The sequence below is a fragment of the Allobosea sp. TBD101 genome, from assembly GCF_059817965.1.
The window spans coordinates 5,364,944-5,380,682 of the sequence record NZ_CM187543.1 but is presented as its reverse complement, the minus strand read 5'-3'; the positions used below and the strand labels follow the sequence as shown (position 1 = coordinate 5,380,682).

Below are 15,739 nucleotides of genomic sequence, written 5' to 3'. Positions count from 1 at the left end.
GCAATCCAGACCAGCTCCGCCGCGCCGCCTCCTCGCCGCGAAGCATACTCAAGGGGTCAACATTGGACGCCGATCTGGAGTGCGCCCCTGTGGGTAGACAGGATCAGGCTGCGGATTTAACCGTTAGCCGGGCGTGTTGATCCTCGAACTGCTGCGGGCTGAGATAGCCGAGAGCGGAGTGCAGTCGGTTGGCGTTGTAGACGTGATCGATGAAGCGTGGAAGGTCGGCGGCGACATCCTCGAAGGCGTCATATGCCATCGGATAGACGGCTTCGACTTTGAGCGTCTTCATGAAGCTCTCGGCCTTGGCGTTATCGTAGGGGTTGCCGCGGCGCCCCATCGATCCGACGAGACCGTGTTCGGCCAGAGCGTGCCTATAACGCCCCGCAGCATATTGCGATCCGCGGTCGGTGTGGTGGACGCAGCCGGGCGGCGGTTTTCGCTTTTCGATGGCGGAGCGCAGGGCAGCTAGCGTCAGCCTGACGTCGATCGAGGGGCCGATGGCAAACCCGACAACCTTGCGCGACCAGGCGTCGAGGATGACGGCAACGTAGACGAAGCCCGCAGCGATCGCGACGTAGGTGATGTCGGCCACCCAAAGCTGGTTCGGCCCATCCGGCACGATATCCTTCGCGAGGTTCGGGAAGATCGGCAGTTCGTGGTCGCCATCGGTGGTGGCGACATAGCGCCGGCGCCGACGCGGCTGAAGACCATGCTCCCGCATCAGGCGCCGGATTTTCTTATGATTGACGACAAAGCCGCGGTGCCGCAGCGCGGCCTGCATCCGGCGGTAGCCATAGGCTTCGAAACAGTCGGAGATCACCGCCATCGTTTCGACGAGCGCCGTGTTGTCGATGCTGGTGGCCGGCTTGTCGTAATAGGTCGAGCGCGCGATCCCCATCAGCCGACATCCTTCTGCGACGGAGATGCCGCGGGGCCGGTGACGATGGATGTACTCGCGCTTCTCGGCCGCGGTCCGTGCTTCAGAGCCCCCTTTAGGAACTCGATTTCCAGGGCCTGCCTGCCGACCAACCGCTCCAACGCCGCGATGCGCGCCTCGTAGGCCTCGATCGTATCGGCGGCGGCCGCATCGTCGTCGAAGGCGCCGCCCTCGAACTTCTGGATCCAGATGCGGATCAGGTTGCGCGACAGATCATGTCGGCGCGCGAGACTATGGAGTGTCTCGCCCGCCAAGTAATCCTGCGCCACCTGGCGCTTGAACTCGATGCTGTGGGATCGATGTCGAACCATGGGCTTTCATCCTTCGAAAGCCCGGCTTCCCGGTCAATTGCTCACCGTCGCGCTGTCCGCCTCAAGGGGCGCACTCCAATCGGGGGGCAACTTTGCGGGCCGTTTGACAAGAAGGTCTATCGAACCGAGCGCCCGCTCGTCGATGAGAACGGTATGATGCGCTACCACGCCAGCAAATTTGTCTGCGACGCCTGCACGCTGAAGCCGCACTGCTGCCCAAACACCCCGGCCCGCAAGATCCTGCGTTCGATCCACGAAGGCGCCCGCGACATGGCCAGGGACATCGCCCAGACCGACGCCTATGTCGTCTCACGGCGCGAGCGGAAGAAGGTCGAGATGCTCTTCGCCCATCTCAAGCGCATCCTGAGGCTCGACCGGCTGCGACTGCGCGGCCCGAACGGCGCCAGAGACGAGTTCCACCTCGCCGCCGCTGCTCAGAACCTCAGGAAGCTCACAAGGCTCCTGCCGAACGGACCGCAGTTCAGGCCCGCGTGAGAGGGCGAAACCCGACTGGCCAAATCCGAAACGTGCCGGGGTCGCCCTCCAAGCCGACTTTTTTCAACGACATCGGCGCAAAGCAGACGTCGCGGAGAAGGCAGTCGAAGGTCGGCAAAGGGCCAATTAAGGCGCGCACGGTGCTGTCGCTTCAAGGCTTTCGGGTTGGGCTAAGGAGCTCGTTCGGCTCAACGCCCAAAGCTTCCGCGATCTGGCCAAGGATCGTGACGCTAGCAGAGACATCTGCTCGCTCGACGGCTCCGACATAACGGCTGCTGATCCCGGCGCGTTCGGCAAGGCCTTCTTGCGTCAGCTGCTGCTCGTGCCGCAGGCGTCGCACATTGGCGGCCAGGACATCCTTGAGATCCATGCCGCCAAAAGCGGTGTGGAGGAACGATCAATCCAGGAACGATCGTTCCTATTCATCGCCAAGCATGATATTCCGTTCGGTCAAGGGTCTCTCATGCTCCGCTGCCGCGCCATTTCCTGACGAGCAGCACTCATCGAACAGCAAGAAGCGCTGGAGAGCGACGTGGCATTGAACGGCTGGCACCGACTTGGAATCGTTATCGCAGCCGCATGGGCGGTGGCTATGATCGGTCTTGCCACACTGGAATATCAGGCCGGGCAAGGCCGGGTAGGCGATGGCTTTTTCACATGCTGGGAGCCGAATGGGTCACCAACACCGCCGGCAACGCGCCATTGGAATCGCGATTGCGGCCTCTTCCCGCGAACCCGTGCGGTAACGGACCTCGACGCGCTGTTTGATGACATTCCCTATGTCGGTATGCCGTCTCACAGACGATATCTCAACATCCCGCGCTTCTCGGCGATCCTGCTCGGCCCTGGGATGTTCATCGGGCTCGTCATCGTCGCGGTTTGTTGGGTTGCGCGCGGCTTCCGGTCATCTGCTCCGGAGACCGCTCATTCTGAAGCGAACGCCGCATGCTCGCCGCTCCTCTCGGCTCAGCCAAAACTGCCTCCGCAAAACCATACAGAGGCGTGGCTTCTCCGATTGCCGCAACGGTGGGCGCGCAATGCTGCAATCGGTGGAGGAGCGCTGGCGGCGATTTCGACCGTACCCTTGCTGTCGAGGGGCGATGGTTCCTTTGCCGCCCTCATGCTGGTTGGATTCGCCGCTGTCACGCTTGGGATTGCCGGCGCCGGATATTTCTGCGGACGATGGGCTCGCTACAGCCTGAAAGCGCCGTTCATGTTGAACCCGGCATCCGCCGTCGCCCGGATCACGTCGAACTGGGCGACCGGCGCCATCCTGCTTGGAGCGTTGGTCCTGGCATGTGATGTCCTGTTCGGTTGGCGGAGGCCCACCTCTTTGTTTGAGGGAGGCGTCAGCTTTCGGGACTTGGGATACCTGATCGGGTTCTTCGGCACATGGCTGCTCGGCGGATACCTGACGGCATTGGTGTCGAGGCGAGGGTTGCGGAAGGCGATTGATGCCGATCGCAAGCCCTCCTCAGCCCGCACCGGTCGTCCGCCCGCGCCGCATGGCGAGCCCCTCCAGCGCGAATGCTCCTTCGGCTGATGGAGCTCGCTGTCTCCCTTCCCTCACAGCCATTGCTGGGTTGTCTGCCATGTCGATAACGGTTCGTGTTCCTCCCGCTTACGGCTTGCATGGGCTGACGCAGCGCAGAGGTGGCTTCCAAGAGGCGCGCGGAAGCGCGCGCCTAGCCGCAACGATCGGGCTCGTTCTGGCGCTCGGCGGTTGCGTCAGCGTCGCTGATCAGGTCTCAGCAGATGTCGAGACGAGGCGTGGTGCCTGTCGGCAGCAGAGCTTCAAGACTAACGTCGAGCGAGCGCGGTGCCACAACGCTGCGGAGGTGCGCCTCGGCGAGGTCTGGGGCGCCGACCTTGCGGCAGTGCGTTGGCAGTCGCGGCTTGTCATCGCGGAGAAGACGGATCGCAAGCAGCTAACGGAGGCAGAGGCGGAGCTCGAGTTCTCCAAGGTGAACGCCGACTTGACCTCCGAGGCGATGAGCCGAAGGCAGGCGCAACAATCCGCGGAGGCGCAATACGAAACTGCCTTGGCGCAACAGCGAAGGCTGCGAGCGATGCAATTACAATCCGCATCGTCGGGCAGCATTGAATGCGTCACCCGCCCCGGCGCTGGAGAAACTCGAACGGAATGTCGCGACAAGGGCGTCGGCTACTACAATCCCGCGATCCAATATCAGTGACCGACGTTGCCGCGAGGGTATGTCGTCGCGCTAAGCGTTCCCCTCGAAACCACGATCGCGACCTCGCACACGCCGAAGGCGATGCTCTGCGATCGTGGGGCGCGGTTATACCCGGTCCGTACCCCTATCGCGCCTGCAGCGTCCAAATCGCGCACGCCAGGGGCATTGGCATGGAAACGGCGATTTTGCTCCGTCGGGGGTACGAACCAATACCCCCTCATACCCCGGCCAATCCAGCGCTGAATCGGCTCGTGGACACCGACCGTCGGCACCACATACCCACAACGTCAAAGGACTTATTGCGCGCACTCTTGCCTGACGGACCAATGTGATGCCGACGAAATCAATCTATTCGAGCACAGCAGAGGGCCGACCAAAAGGCGGCCGCGCCTCTCGCCTCACGAGTTGGCACCCCCCTTGCTACGCGCGTGCACCTGCACGAGAGAGGGGGGTAGCTGGTGCTCTTCGGTCAGCGACACGGTAGGATGATCATGTACTCGCTGAACTGCTCCTCTTTCTTTGCCGTCTTAGCGCTGTAATCAAGGGCGCCGTAGGGATCCCACATCGGACCGACATGGGCTTCTCCTTCGCTGTTGGAGCGGCGCCAGATTGCACCGGGCACGCCACTGTTGCACAGCTCATCGAACCGCTCGTGCAAAAGTGTATCGCGGCCCAGCCGTGCCGCAGTTGGAACAATCAAGGCGATGTGAGCGTGCTCGAACACATCGCCAGGATGGCGAGCAAGCGGGCTGCGCTTGCTTGCGCCCTTGTAGATGGGACGGTCCAGCCAGCCGATACCGCGGGGCTGCAGATCCCTCATCCCGACCCAATTCCGCCCGAGCAACTGGCGGCAAAGCCTGACGTAGAAGCGTCGGACGTCGGCTTGGCGACGGTCCAGGGCCGCCGCAGGCGGCATCGGACGCGTCAGGCCAGCCAAGACCTCCTCCTGGCTTGGCGTCACCTCGTTTGCGGAGTTGGCGAGATGACGATCGTGGTAACGGTTGAAGGTCAGCGTCAGGAAATACGGCGCGGCCTCACCGGCGCGAACCGCCTCATGGAAGAGACCCGCCAGCTGCATGATCGCGGGATCGTACTTCGAGCGGAACTGTTCTGATTTAAATTTAGACATAGGTAGTCAATTGACCTCGAAAGGCCACCCTGTGGTGTGCTTTCTGCCCGATCCCTCGAAGGCCGCCAGGATCGGTGATTCAGACAGCGATGTCGGTAGGAATGCCAGTGACGAACCAGCATGGGAGGAGCGCTTAGCGGTTGGGCTTTGGGATCGGCCTTGGCGGCCGACCGACGCGTGGGCTATGGCAAGCTTTCGGCCAAACGGGGAAGCGCAGCGGCCGAAGCGGGCAGCGTACAGCCGAGCATTTGCGGAGGTCAGGCGCGAAAGGAAGCAACCGACGTGGTATGAGCTTCAGTGACGCGATTGAAGCGTTGAAGAGGCTCGACGATAAACGCCGGCGATTATAATCCAAAGGCGTTCCGGCCAGGAATGACGCCTGGGAGAACTCGACGTTACTAGAGTCGGGTTGGCATTTGTGAGGTGCATCACTCAGGCGTTCTCCCTCAACTGCGAGGTAGAGCTAACCTTCGGACTAATCCTCGCCTGTGCCCAAGCATCCAGATCCACAATGTCATAAATCGGCCAGCGCGAAGCCTTGCGGAATTTTGGGCCGCCGCCAGTGACAGCGAGCTTGGCAAGATATTTGTCGGCGCAGGCGAGACGGTAGCGGTCGCGTAAATAGGCAGCAGCCTCATTCCTGCGGAGGGGTTTGATTTCCATACCGATGGCTCCTGATATGCCCCACGGAACGCGGGGAATTGCGGCGGCAACGACACCGCTGTCAGGAATGATGCGGGAAACAACCCGAGCTATCAGCCGGAAAGGCCGGAAAGGCCGGCAACTAATTTCCGGCCCGCTGCTTCTCATAGAGGGAAATCCAGCCTGGAATACGCTCCCTGATGATCGATTCAGACGGTGCGATATTTAGACGTTCCTGGCAGAATGAGAGAACAAGTTTTTCCAAAGCAGCCTGGGAAGGAAGGACACCATCCAGCGGATCAATTCCGCCATGATGGTCAAGGATTGACACTGCGTATTTGCCAATGGTCTCCCAATCGTACTTCGGTGGCCGCCCTCGCAATTTCGGCGGTCGGTCGTTCCAAATTTTCAGGACACCACTCAGGGTTACAGTGATTTCTGAATAGCGAACTGGTCCGACACCGATCAGCGTTTTTGCGCGAAGGACATCGTTATGATTGATGTCTCCCAGTTCAAGATCTTGAAAACTCAATGGTTCTATTGCCACTCTTTTTCCACTTACTGGCTCAATTCCAGAAGCGTCTAAGCGGGATTCGGACAGCGCATGCCAGAGGGCATCAATCGCGTCCGCTACCGGCATGAAAAAGTGAGAATTCGGATCTCGTGACTGTTCGGCATTCGCAGTCGTTTGGAGTTGCCGCAGACTCGCTCGCGGAATTTCAAAAAGGTCATATCCCGAACGACCGGGGCCTCTCAATTGATCGACAAGCTGCCATTCCAAGCATTGCGATCTATACCGATGCCAATTTTCTCGAACTGCGTTCGCCGATCGGTACGTTATCCAAGAAACAGTCATCGGGAGCGTCCAGAATCGCTCATTCATAGGATCGAAATCAACAGCGTCAGGTCGATACGCTAAGCGCACTAATCCCAAACCTGCAGCCTGTTTTTCTGCATCCTTTGGGCTGATTTCGCCGGATCTAACTTGATCAACTAGTTGGAAGCGGCGCGGATCTCTAAGGATTTCTCTCCAGTCCTTCAAATATCACCTCAAATATTTCCGTCTGAGTAAGAGAGAGATTGCAGACATGGAGCGGATCGAAATCTGAGGTTTCGCGGACCTTGTTCCGCCAATGGTTGTGCCGGTGACTGGTCAGTCACGGGACTTTGCGCCTGCTCCTCGCTATGGGAATAACATCGGCCTTGGGCCGCTTGCCGTGCTTCATGAGGTCGTCAATGTGCTGGGCGAGTTGGTCAGCCGCTGCTAGGAGTGCCGCATCCAGCTTGTGAATGTATCCGTCGGTGACGCCGCTGCGGGCATGGCCAAGCAGCGTCTTGATTGTTGGGTCGGAAAAGCCAAGGTCGTCCGCGTGTGACGCCAGCGAGTGGCGCAACCCATGCGGGGTTACCCCAGGAACGACCAACTTCAAGTTTTCAGTCCATATCCGAGGGAAGTCCTGAAACCACGGCGTCTTGCCTTTGACGGCCGGGAATATGTAGTCGGACGGGCGATTGCGCTTCAGCGCGGCTTCCAGCACCGCCGCTGCCGCCAAGCCGAGCGGGCGAACGCTGTAGCCAGTCTTCGTATCGCCTAGCCTGAGGCGCCGCGAGCGCAGATCAACTTCATCGAGCCGCAGCTTTTCAATCTCGCTTCGCCGGCAACCTGTCAGCGCGAGCAACCGACCGATGGCGATTGCCTGCCACCGCGTACCGGCCTGCTCAAGCTCATCGAGCTTCGTTCCAAGGGCGTGGTAGCCCTCTGCCTCAAGTCGGACTTGGCGCCGGCCGTCCTTCCGCTTCTTGATGCCGCGAGCGGGGTTGTCAGCGCGGAATCCCTCTTCGATTGCATAGGACAGGATTGCCCCGAAGAGACCCAGTGTACGGGCTGCGGTGCCTCCACCACCTGTCACGATCGATCGCCCGCCGGCATCGGTCTTTTCGTTCCGGGCCGTCTTCCCAGCCGTGACATCGCGAACGAAGCCGCGAACGTCAGCGGAGGTCAAATCCTTCACCGTGCGATTGCCGAGCAACGGGATAATGTGCCGATCAATTCGGCCTTGGTCGATTTCGAGCGTCGTCGCCTTCTTGGGGCGCCCGTTCTTCGTCAGGATCAGTCCGGCTTGCGCTTTCTCAAGATATTCGCGGCAGAGCTGCGCGACGGTCTTGGCGTCTCGGTCGGCCGCCTTCTGCTCCGCTGGGTCCAGGCCCTTGGCAGCATCTCTCAAATGGTCCTTTGCAATGTCACGCGCCTCGTCAGGGGCCAGCACCCCATAGCGTCCGATTGTGAGACGCCGGCTGCGACCGTTCTTGTTGCGATATTGGATGAGGAACGACTTCGCCCCACTCGGCTTCACGCGCAGGCCGAACCCCGGCAAGTCGTCATCCCATAGGAAGACATCCGAGCCTTTCGGCTTGGCGGCGTCGATCGTCCTGATCGTGAGACGTGCCATGTCGGGTAAGCACCGGGTAAGCAGGCCAGGGTAATGTCAGGCGCGTTGAGGATACGCCAATCGCCATTGAGATCATCTGAATCTGGCGCATTTGCAAGGGCTTGTCCACATCGCGAAATTCCGGGTAACTCAGCGTAATCCCGCAATAGCTGCCCAAGGAGGGCAGCCATTACGACCTGCCGATCGCGCTCGCCGTGATGGCCGCGATCGGGGCGATCCCGGCCGACGCTCTGTCCGGCTACGCGGTCCTAGGCGAACTGGCGCTCGACGGCTCGATCGCGCCGGTGGCGGGCGTCCTGCCGGCGGCGATCGCGGCCTATGCGAGGGGGCAAGGCCTGATCTGCCCGGCGGCGTCTGGCTCGGAAGCGGCCTGGGCCGCTGCGGATATCGACATTCTGGCGCCGCGTTCGCTGATCCAGCTCGCCAACCATTTCAAGGGTACGCAGGTGATGGCCCGGCCCGAGCCGGCTGTGGCGCGCCAGGCTGGCCCCTTGCCGGACCTGGCCGACGTCAAGGGCCAGGAAAGCGCGCGGCGGGTGCTCGAGATCGCGGCGGCGGGCGGGCACAATCTCCTTAGGTTGTGACCTATTTGTTGACGAGGCCCATGTCGGCGTCCGATTATGTGGGCATGCAGCCGATCGCCTATTCCTACATCCGGTTTTCTCGCCCCGAGCAACTTCGAGGCGACAGCCTTCGCCGCCAGCTCAAGAACGCCCGAGACTGGGCGGAGAAGCGGGGCGTCGTGCTCGACGACAGCCTCCGCGACCTCGGCGTCAGCGCATATCGTGGCCAGAACAGAACCGAAGGGGCGTTGGCCGGCTTCCTCGCGCTGGTCGAGAGCGGTCGAGTGGCAAAGGGGTCGTTCTTGCTCGTCGAGAGCCTCGACCGCCTGAGCCGTGAGGCGGTGATCGACGTCCTTCCGAGGTTCCTTGAGCTGATCAAGAGTGGCGTCGTCGTCGTGACGCTGATGGACGGGCAGGAATATTCCTCCAAGCGGCTCAAGGAGGACACCAGTCCGCTCTTCATCTCTCTGGTCATCATGACCCGCGCGCATGAGGAAAGCCGAACGAAGGCGAAGCGGCTATCCGAGGCCTGGACGAACAAGCGGGCGCAGGCTGCGGCGACGAAAGCGGTGGTGACGAGCCGCGTCCCGGCATGGCTCAAGGTCGTGAAGGACAAGGACGGCAAGCGCATCGTCCCTATTCCGGAGCGGGTGGAGATCATCCAAAGGATTTTCGCGAGGAGCATCGCCGGACAGGGGAAGTACGCGATCTGCCGCGATCTCAACCAGGAGAAGGTCCCGGCCTTCCGGGCGAAGAAGTGGCAGCCATCCTATGTCTCCAAGGTCATCTCGAACCGCGCGACGATCGGCGAGATGCAGGCTTGGTCCTTCGGCCAGGACGGCAAGCGCCGGCCCGTCGGCGATGCGATCCCCGATTACTATCCGGCCGCGGTGGACGAGCTGACTTGGCAGCGCGCGAACACCGCCAGGGAACGCCGTAACGATAGCGGCGGCCGTCACGGCGATACACGCGTGCCCATCCTGCGTGGGCTGGTGCGCTGCAAGGTCTGCGGGGCGCGGATGTTGCACGTGAACAAGGGCCCCGGCCCGAAGGGCGGACGATATCTCTCCTGCTCGGATAGGCGGCGCGGGCTCGAATGTCTCAACGACCGAAACTGGGATCTGGAAGACGTCGAGGAGATCGTGCTGAAGGCGATCGGCAGCGGCGAGCTCGCGAAGGTGGCGGAGCCAGAGCCGATCCCGGAGGGCCCGACAGAGCAGGACCTCGAAGCCCGGATCGTGCGAGAGACGAAGGCTCGCAAGGCGCTTTTGGATCTGGTCGAGGAGGAGGATGAAGAAGCGAAGGTGCGCTACCGACAATGTGGCGAGCGCATCAAAGAGCTTCGCAAGCAGATCGCCGAGCTAAGGCGTCATGATCGGCGAAGCGCCTCCGAGCCGACCTGGGCTCAGCGTCAGGAGGCTTTCGCCGGCATCATGGCCGCTTTGGAGGAGGCTGGCGAGGAGAGCCGCGAGCTCCGCACGCGTCTAGCCGCCGAGGTCCGCGGGATCGTGGAGGTGGTGCAGCTAGGTGTCCATTCGATCACGATGACGCGGCGGACGCCGAAGGTCCTTGGCGGCAAGGCGGCACCGTCCCGCTCGATCGAGGTGTTGAACGATCACCCCGATCATATCCGGGAGATGGAGCTGCATGCGGAGGCGGTCGCGGAAAGGCAGGCAGCGGAGAGCGCCATTCCCGAACGCTGGAAGCGGAGATGACGTCCGATACGCCGATGAAATCGACGGTCTTCGCGGTGCCGCAATGGTGTCAGAACGAGGTCGAATGAGCCGTGCTGAGAGTGAACGGATCTAGAACAGACCGGTCGAGAATGCCCCAAAATAGGGGTAAAACACCACCATTCGAATCTACGGGTAGATCGGATCGCCGGGCCATCGTCCTGAAAATGTTGCAGGATCTCGGATCAGCGCCTTTCGCGGTGACGTAATGGTGCGTCCATTCCCGTCCAACCCCATGTAATTTGGCACGTTTTCGTTCATCGCGCCAGTCCCGCCGGCAACGAAAAAAGGCCGGCGGCTTTCGCCGCCGACCCTCGATTGTCGCCCGATCGACCGGGCTGGCCGGTTCAGTCTGAGGACTTCGCAGCCGCGATGATCGCCGCCTTGCGCCGCGCGTCCTCGCGGACGACGCGACGGGCCTCGTCCGCGTCGGCCTCCCGCATTCGAACCAGCGTCAGCGGATGGGGACGGTCAGGCCCGATCAACGCGCCGGGGTCGAACTCGCGTTCGCCCATCAGCAACGCCCCCGCCCATGTCGCCTCGACATCAACATGGCCGTAAGTGTTGCGGACTACGGCGACGGAGACGCCGACGAAGGCGGCCACGTCCTCGATCCGGCAGCCGCGACGCAGCAGGGTCGTGCAGGTCGTGTGCCGGAGCGTGTGGACGTTGATGTCGTCCAACCCGGCCAGCCGCGCGGCCCGCTTCAGGCGATAGAGCAGCTGACCCGCCGGCAGCGGACGACCGGGGGCGAACTGATCGTGGAGGAAGAACTTCGCCCCGACCCGAGCGTCGGCCACCTTCGCCGCCCTGGCGAGGCGGAGCAGCGGACGCGGCAGGAAGGCGGGCGGGTGGAGCTTGTTCTTCTTGTAGGCCTTGCCCCGCGGTCGCGCCGTCGACGGACGGTTCAGGCCGCGCCGGTTCAGGATGCCCCGCCCGACATCGATCCAGCCGCCCGTCTTGTTGAGCTCCCACCGCAAGGTCTCCACGACCATGCTCCGGCTCCCCGTGTAGTAGAGGAACAGGATCGCACGGGCGAGGATGCGGCCCTCATAGCGCGCGCGGGCGCCTTCGCGGGCGAAGCGGGGGTCGACGACCTTGCGACGGATCGTTCGACCCGTGGCGGGATCGACGACCTCCTCGGTCAGCCAATCGTCCGCTTCCTCGACCCAGATCCAGCCGCGCAGGGAGCTCCAGACCAAGCGGACAAGCTCCGATTGGCTGAGCCAGTCGGGGCGAGACTCGGCCCGCGGCAGGTCGCCGGGGAAGAGCTCGATCTTGCGCGGGCTACCCTTCGAGAAGTGCAGCGCAGCCGCGCGGGCCTTGCGGATCTCGTAGGCGGCGGTCACCGGCTTGACGAGCTTGCCCCGACGACGCTGGCCCGAGGCCGTGACGACCTCGATCCTGCCCGCCTCGCTGGTTCGGTAAGTGATGTAGGCGTCCGACGTCATCGCGTCGATCTCGCCGCAGGTCACGTCCCGACCCAGAAAGTCGAGCATGCGCTCCAGCGTCGCCACAAGGGCGGCGTAGTCGCGGATGGCGTGGTGGGGCGCACCCTCCCCCGGCTTCATGTGAGCCAGGTAGTGGTTGAAGATCGCGTCCACCCGCACGGCCTTCGGGTTGACGGCGCCGGTGAGCAACCCGAGCTCCTCCAGGCGCCTCATGGCGAGGACGCTCTTGGCGAGGTCGGGCTGATCGCCGGGGACGCCGAGCGTCCGGCGCTTACCCTCCGCGGTCCGATAGCAGAACATGCCCTGCGAACCGCGCTCCGACCGGATCCACATGTGGTCGGGATCGGAGGGCGCGCCCAGACGGGCTTCCGGCAGGGCGGCATCGACGGCGGCTTGGCCGAGGACGCCCTTGGCGGCGGCGAGGAGGGAGGTGAGGGTGTGGATTTGATTCAGGTTGGGGGTCATTGTACTCTACTCCGATCGGAGCGAGCGCGGCGATCTTCCAGGGCCACCGCGCCCGCACAGCTTCCCGGTTCGCCGGGCCGAGCCCCCGCTGGTCTTGCCGGACCGGCGGGGGTGTTTCGTTTGCGCTACCGCTTGGGTCGCGCAGTCCCTGCATTCGCGGGCCGGCACACGCTCATCGTGAGCACGGCGCGCCGCGTCGTCAGGAACTTGCCGGCGACGACGGTCACCGGAAGCACTCCGTCCCGGACGGCGATCCTCAGCGAGTTCGTCGTCAGCGGGCCCTGCGGCCAAAACAGGCTGGCCGCTTCGGGAAGGGTCATGATCTCGTCCAGGTCCCATTGGCTGGGATCGGGACGTGCCTGGACACGGCCAGGAACGGGCATGGCTTGGGTCTCCTTTCGTGGGTTTCCAGACCGCGACACGGTCACGTTCCGGGCGTTCGACGAAGCCGACATGGCTTCGCCATCGGGGCGAATGGCCCCTGGTCTCGGGTTTGGGGGGATGGCCCGCGGCAGGACGCGGCGAGCGGGCGGCATCGACGGTGGCTCAAGCCTGACCGCGACGGCGCGCGGGAGGCTTCAGCGTTTGGTCGACGGCGATATGGTGCGATGGACCATGTGAAGGCTGACCTCGGTCTGACGCGCGATGTCGCGCGTCGCTTGGTAGAGGGGTGTCGCTACCAGGAGGTCAGGAAGGCGAGCGGATGGCGCGGCCAGGGAACCGGGCCGGTTATCCGTTCGAACGGTCCTGCCGCTGGGCGGCAGATATGATTGGCGTGCGGTTCATGGTGCCTAGGATCCACGATTCCGGTGGCCGCGCAAGAGTGTGAAGGACCGCGAAACTCGGAACTGCCAGCAATTCGACGAACGCGGTTTAACGCAGCTCTACGAATTGGATCCAAACTGTTCGTATCGATCCGCTACCCCTCCTTCCTGGGGTCGAGCCGCGCGCCCAGCGGGAAGGAGACCACCTTCGACGGCGAAGGCCCAAGCCGCACGACGCCGGCTGCGCTCTCGGCCTCGTCCATCGCGACGCGGGCGATCGCTTGATAAGCCGCGGACACCGCCCGCCCGTATGCACCCGGCCCGAGCTCGGCCTGGACCGAAATCAGGCGCGCTACCAGGTTCACGACGAGACTATCCATGCTGCGCTCCACTCCGACGCCGGGGCGCGGCGTCCGAGGCCTCGACGATCGCCGCGAAGACGTCGCCCCCAAGGTGACGGCGACGCATGAGCCCGTCGGCGACCGCCTCGATGGCACGGCGGTTCTGGCGAACGGCGAGGATTGCGCGCTCATGCAAGGCGGCCAGGGAACGCGATACCGTTTCCCTCAGCCCGTGGTCGAGTTGCATCATCTCCAGCACGTCGCCGGGCGCGCCCGAGTAAATCAAGTTCGGCCCCAGCCCGTAACTCGTCAGCATCGATCCAACTTGGACCGTAGCGATGCCGAGGTCGCTATCGAGCCCCCCACCGCAGCCGACGCTGGCTTCGCCGAGGATCTCGACTTCGGCCGCCCGGCCAGCGAGCGTGCATGTCACGTCGAGCTCGATCTCCGCGCGCGTAGGCGCCTTTCCGAGCCGCCGCAGCGTAGCGGTATGGCCTGCGGCATCGCCCCTGCCGACGATCGAGACGGCGCGAACGGACCCGGGCGAGACACGGTGGGAGAGGACGGCGTGGCCGGCTTCGTGGATCGCTAGGCGCCGCCGCTCCTCCGGCGGGCTGTGGTCCGGCGGCGCCACGACGGCTACGAGGTCGTCGACGACCATGTCCCTTCCGGCGGTCCGCGCCGCGGCTCGGGCCGCCTTCGCCCAGCCCATCGCCTGCGCGCCGGTCGCGGTTCCAGCCAGCTCAGCGATCGGCAGCAGGTCCTCGCCCGGCAAGTCGGCACCGAGATGCTGGCGGAGGATCGCGGCGAGATCGGTCGTCGACGGCGGATGGATGTGGATGACGCGGTTCAGTCGGCCTGGCCGGATCAGCGCGGGATCGATCCTATCGGGATGGTTCGTCGCGGCGATCACGATGAGATTGCTCGAAACGCCGGACGTCGCACTATCCAAGGTCATCAAAATATTCGTGATCACGGGGACCCAATAGTCCCTGTTCCTGTCGCCGACGTGGCTCCTACTTGGGAGGGCATCAATTTCATCTAGGAAAATAATCGCAGGAGCGCATGCATTCGCCGCCGCGAATACTCGATCAACTTCCTTGATGACGCTGTTGAGATAGCCGTCAGTGGAGCTGAACCACGATGCCACACTCGTTACTACTAGGGGGAGGCCGATCGACTTGGCGAGGGCACGGACGTAGGTGCTCTTGCCCAACCCAGGCTCACTGGCCAGCAGGACATTGCGGTCGATCGCTTCGAACGGGATGACCCCGCGCTTCCATTCCTCGATGTCCCGGACCAGTCGCAGGCCCCACTCGCCGGCGGCGCCGTAGCCGTGCATGTCCTCCAACCTCGGGACGTCGGCGAGCGTCGGGTCGACCACGCTCTGGCTCGCCGCGGCGACTTCGAGGCGACGAACGCAGTCCTCGGCCGTCGAGCCCACGCGGATCGCGGCGACGATGTCGTAGAAATCCAAGCCTGTCGCGACCTTGGCCGGCATCGACATGAACCGGTCGCCGGTCGCCGTGGCGATGACCCGAGCCAGGACTTCGTTGTCCGGCGCGGCCACCACGACCCGGGCGTCGGCTGCCGTGATCAGCGAGGGCGGGAGTTGTCGCTCCGGCGCGACCGCGACGCCGACCACCGACTCCCCCTTGGCGAGCTTCCGCGCGCAAACGTCGGATGGAGGGCGCTTCTTGCCGTTGATATGAGGGACGAAGACCTCGTTCCATTCCCGCAGCGAACCAAGGGCCTCGACGGTGGGCTCGACCCAATCCGCGGAGGGGACCGTTACGATCAGCGCGAGGCTCGTCTCGTCGTTGTCGATGCGCTCCATGAGTGCGGGCGGGACCGCGGCGTAGAGTGCCGCCTCGGCCAACGTCTGATGCGCGGGGAGGATGGTGGGCTCGTCGCCCTCGATGTCGGAGTAGTCTTGCTCGAATTCGTTGATGTCGATCATGTCGGCCTCGCGAGCGGAGGCCGTCGCCGCGCGTCAGCGGGCGTCCGTCCTCCAGATGGAAGGGAATGGATGCATCGGGATGTCCTCGGGCCGCGCGTCGACGCCGCCCAAGGTAGGGCGTTTGGTCGGCGCGGCGGTGGATATGGATCGGATCGGAAGGATCATCATAGGAGGCCTAGGCTAGAGCATGGCCTCCCGTTCGCCGGCGAGATCAGTCGCTGGCGCGGGAAGCCGGGAGACACGGACGCGATTTCGTCGCGGGCCGGTCACATATGGACGGTGGCGAAACAGATAGGGAAC

Annotated in this window: 15 protein-coding genes and 2 pseudogenes; 6 read left to right on the top strand and 11 right to left on the bottom strand. The window is 63.5% G+C overall.

Annotated elements, in window-relative coordinates; all coding sequences use genetic code 11:
• Positions 1 to 103: 103 nt before the first annotated feature.
• Together AC6RIC_RS26045 and AC6RIC_RS26040 are read right to left on the bottom strand one after the other, a co-directional pair.
• Entirely contained in the window at positions 104 to 928 is an 825-nt protein-coding gene (locus AC6RIC_RS26045) for an IS3 family transposase (protein ID WP_499736660.1), read from the bottom strand.
• The gene (locus AC6RIC_RS26040) at positions 901 to 1,251 is read right to left on the bottom strand and encodes a transposase (RefSeq protein WP_499734545.1); all 351 of its coding nucleotides are present in this window, start codon (positions 1,249 to 1,251) and stop codon (positions 901 to 903) included. Before AC6RIC_RS26040 ends, AC6RIC_RS26045 begins: the two co-directional genes overlap by 28 nt.
• A 159-nt stretch (positions 1,252 to 1,410) precedes the next feature.
• On the opposite strand from AC6RIC_RS26040, the pseudogene AC6RIC_RS26035 reads away from it, so the two are divergent.
• A pseudogene (locus AC6RIC_RS26035) lies at positions 1,411 to 1,746 on the top strand (transposase); the annotation flags it as partial.
• Between the two features lie 151 nt (positions 1,747 to 1,897).
• Here the strand turns inward: AC6RIC_RS26035 and AC6RIC_RS26030 are convergent.
• Complete coding sequence (locus AC6RIC_RS26030; RefSeq protein ID WP_499734544.1) at positions 1,898 to 2,116, bottom strand: helix-turn-helix domain-containing protein; 219 nt, start codon at positions 2,114 to 2,116, stop codon at positions 1,898 to 1,900.
• On the opposite strand from AC6RIC_RS26030, the gene AC6RIC_RS26025 reads away from it, so the two are divergent.
• Genes AC6RIC_RS26025 through AC6RIC_RS26015 form a run of 3 tightly spaced genes read left to right on the top strand, consistent with a single transcriptional unit; the run spans position 2,051 to position 3,941 of the window.
• A complete protein-coding gene (locus AC6RIC_RS26025) occupies positions 2,051 to 2,236 on the top strand; it encodes a hypothetical protein (RefSeq protein WP_499736673.1) in 186 nt (61 codons plus the stop codon). The two genes, AC6RIC_RS26030 and AC6RIC_RS26025, sit on opposite strands and share 66 nt — an antisense overlap.
• A gap of 42 nt (positions 2,237 to 2,278) precedes the next feature.
• Positions 2,279 to 3,289, top strand: a complete 1,011-nt coding sequence (locus tag AC6RIC_RS26020) for a hypothetical protein (protein WP_499734543.1) — start codon at positions 2,279 to 2,281, stop codon at positions 3,287 to 3,289.
• A gap of 49 nt (positions 3,290 to 3,338) precedes the next feature.
• Positions 3,339 to 3,941: a hypothetical protein gene (locus AC6RIC_RS26015; RefSeq protein ID WP_499734542.1), complete on the top strand. Its 603-nt coding sequence runs from the start codon at positions 3,339 to 3,341 to the stop codon at positions 3,939 to 3,941.
• 469 nt (positions 3,942 to 4,410) lie between these two features.
• Here the strand turns inward: AC6RIC_RS26015 and AC6RIC_RS26010 are convergent, their stop codons facing one another.
• From AC6RIC_RS26010 to AC6RIC_RS25995, 4 genes are all read right to left on the bottom strand, one after another.
• Positions 4,411 to 5,070, bottom strand: coding sequence for a hypothetical protein (locus tag AC6RIC_RS26010; protein ID WP_499734541.1), 660 nt, complete (start codon positions 5,068 to 5,070; stop codon positions 4,411 to 4,413).
• A gap of 432 nt (positions 5,071 to 5,502) precedes the next feature.
• Positions 5,503 to 5,733 carry a hypothetical protein gene (locus AC6RIC_RS26005; RefSeq protein ID WP_499734540.1) on the bottom strand — a complete coding sequence of 77 codons (231 nt, stop codon included), beginning with the start codon at positions 5,731 to 5,733 and terminating at the stop codon, positions 5,503 to 5,505.
• A gap of 121 nt (positions 5,734 to 5,854) precedes the next feature.
• Positions 5,855 to 6,754: a hypothetical protein gene (locus tag AC6RIC_RS26000; protein ID WP_499734539.1), complete on the bottom strand. Its 900-nt coding sequence runs from the start codon at positions 6,752 to 6,754 to the stop codon at positions 5,855 to 5,857.
• 115 nt (positions 6,755 to 6,869) lie between these two features.
• On the bottom strand, positions 6,870 to 8,162 hold the full coding sequence (locus AC6RIC_RS25995; protein ID WP_499734538.1) for a tyrosine-type recombinase/integrase: 1,293 nt from the start codon (positions 8,160 to 8,162) through the stop codon (positions 6,870 to 6,872).
• A gap of 149 nt (positions 8,163 to 8,311) precedes the next feature.
• On the opposite strand from AC6RIC_RS25995, the pseudogene AC6RIC_RS25990 reads away from it, so the two are divergent.
• Both AC6RIC_RS25990 and AC6RIC_RS25985 read left to right on the top strand, forming a co-directional pair.
• Positions 8,312 to 8,737, top strand: a pseudogene (locus tag AC6RIC_RS25990) (magnesium chelatase domain-containing protein); the annotation flags it as partial.
• Between the two features lie 29 nt (positions 8,738 to 8,766).
• Positions 8,767 to 10,440, top strand: a complete 1,674-nt coding sequence (locus tag AC6RIC_RS25985; RefSeq protein WP_499734537.1) for a recombinase family protein — start codon at positions 8,767 to 8,769, stop codon at positions 10,438 to 10,440.
• A 365-nt stretch (positions 10,441 to 10,805) separates the two neighbouring features.
• Here AC6RIC_RS25985 and AC6RIC_RS25980 read toward each other — a convergent pair whose 3' ends face one another.
• The 4 genes from AC6RIC_RS25980 to AC6RIC_RS25965 form a co-directional block, all read right to left on the bottom strand.
• The gene (locus AC6RIC_RS25980) at positions 10,806 to 12,374 is read right to left on the bottom strand and encodes a tyrosine-type recombinase/integrase (protein WP_499734536.1); all 1,569 of its coding nucleotides are present in this window, start codon (positions 12,372 to 12,374) and stop codon (positions 10,806 to 10,808) included.
• Between the two features lie 125 nt (positions 12,375 to 12,499).
• Entirely contained in the window at positions 12,500 to 12,757 is a 258-nt protein-coding gene (locus tag AC6RIC_RS25975; protein WP_499734535.1) for a hypothetical protein, read from the bottom strand.
• 536 nt (positions 12,758 to 13,293) lie between these two features.
• Positions 13,294 to 13,518, bottom strand: a complete 225-nt coding sequence (locus tag AC6RIC_RS25970) for a hypothetical protein (protein ID WP_499734534.1) — start codon at positions 13,516 to 13,518, stop codon at positions 13,294 to 13,296.
• The gene (locus AC6RIC_RS25965) at positions 13,511 to 15,439 is read right to left on the bottom strand and encodes an AAA family ATPase (protein WP_499734533.1); all 1,929 of its coding nucleotides are present in this window, start codon (positions 15,437 to 15,439) and stop codon (positions 13,511 to 13,513) included. The genes AC6RIC_RS25970 and AC6RIC_RS25965 overlap by 8 nt, the downstream gene beginning before the upstream one ends.
• Between the last annotated feature and the right edge of the window lie 300 nt (positions 15,440 to 15,739).

Coding starts and splice junctions, on each gene's coding strand:
- AC6RIC_RS26040 (WP_499734545.1), bottom strand. CDS start 1,251: ATGGTTCGACATCGATCCCACAGCATCGAGTTCAAGCGCCAGGTGGCG.
- AC6RIC_RS26030 (WP_499734544.1), bottom strand. CDS start 2,116: ATGGATCTCAAGGATGTCCTGGCCGCCAATGTGCGACGCCTGCGGCAC.
- AC6RIC_RS26015 (WP_499734542.1), top strand. CDS start 3,339: ATGTCGATAACGGTTCGTGTTCCTCCCGCTTACGGCTTGCATGGGCTG.
- AC6RIC_RS26010 (WP_499734541.1), bottom strand. CDS start 5,070: ATGTCTAAATTTAAATCAGAACAGTTCCGCTCGAAGTACGATCCCGCG.
- AC6RIC_RS26005 (WP_499734540.1), bottom strand. CDS start 5,733: ATGGAAATCAAACCCCTCCGCAGGAATGAGGCTGCTGCCTATTTACGC.
- AC6RIC_RS25995 (WP_499734538.1), bottom strand. CDS start 8,162: ATGGCACGTCTCACGATCAGGACGATCGACGCCGCCAAGCCGAAAGGC.
- AC6RIC_RS25985 (WP_499734537.1), top strand. CDS start 8,767: ATGTCGGCGTCCGATTATGTGGGCATGCAGCCGATCGCCTATTCCTAC.
- AC6RIC_RS25980 (WP_499734536.1), bottom strand. CDS start 12,374: ATGACCCCCAACCTGAATCAAATCCACACCCTCACCTCCCTCCTCGCC.
- AC6RIC_RS25975 (WP_499734535.1), bottom strand. CDS start 12,757: ATGCCCGTTCCTGGCCGTGTCCAGGCACGTCCCGATCCCAGCCAATGG.
- AC6RIC_RS25970 (WP_499734534.1), bottom strand. CDS start 13,518: ATGGATAGTCTCGTCGTGAACCTGGTAGCGCGCCTGATTTCGGTCCAG.
- AC6RIC_RS25965 (WP_499734533.1), bottom strand. CDS start 15,439: ATGATCGACATCAACGAATTCGAGCAAGACTACTCCGACATCGAGGGC.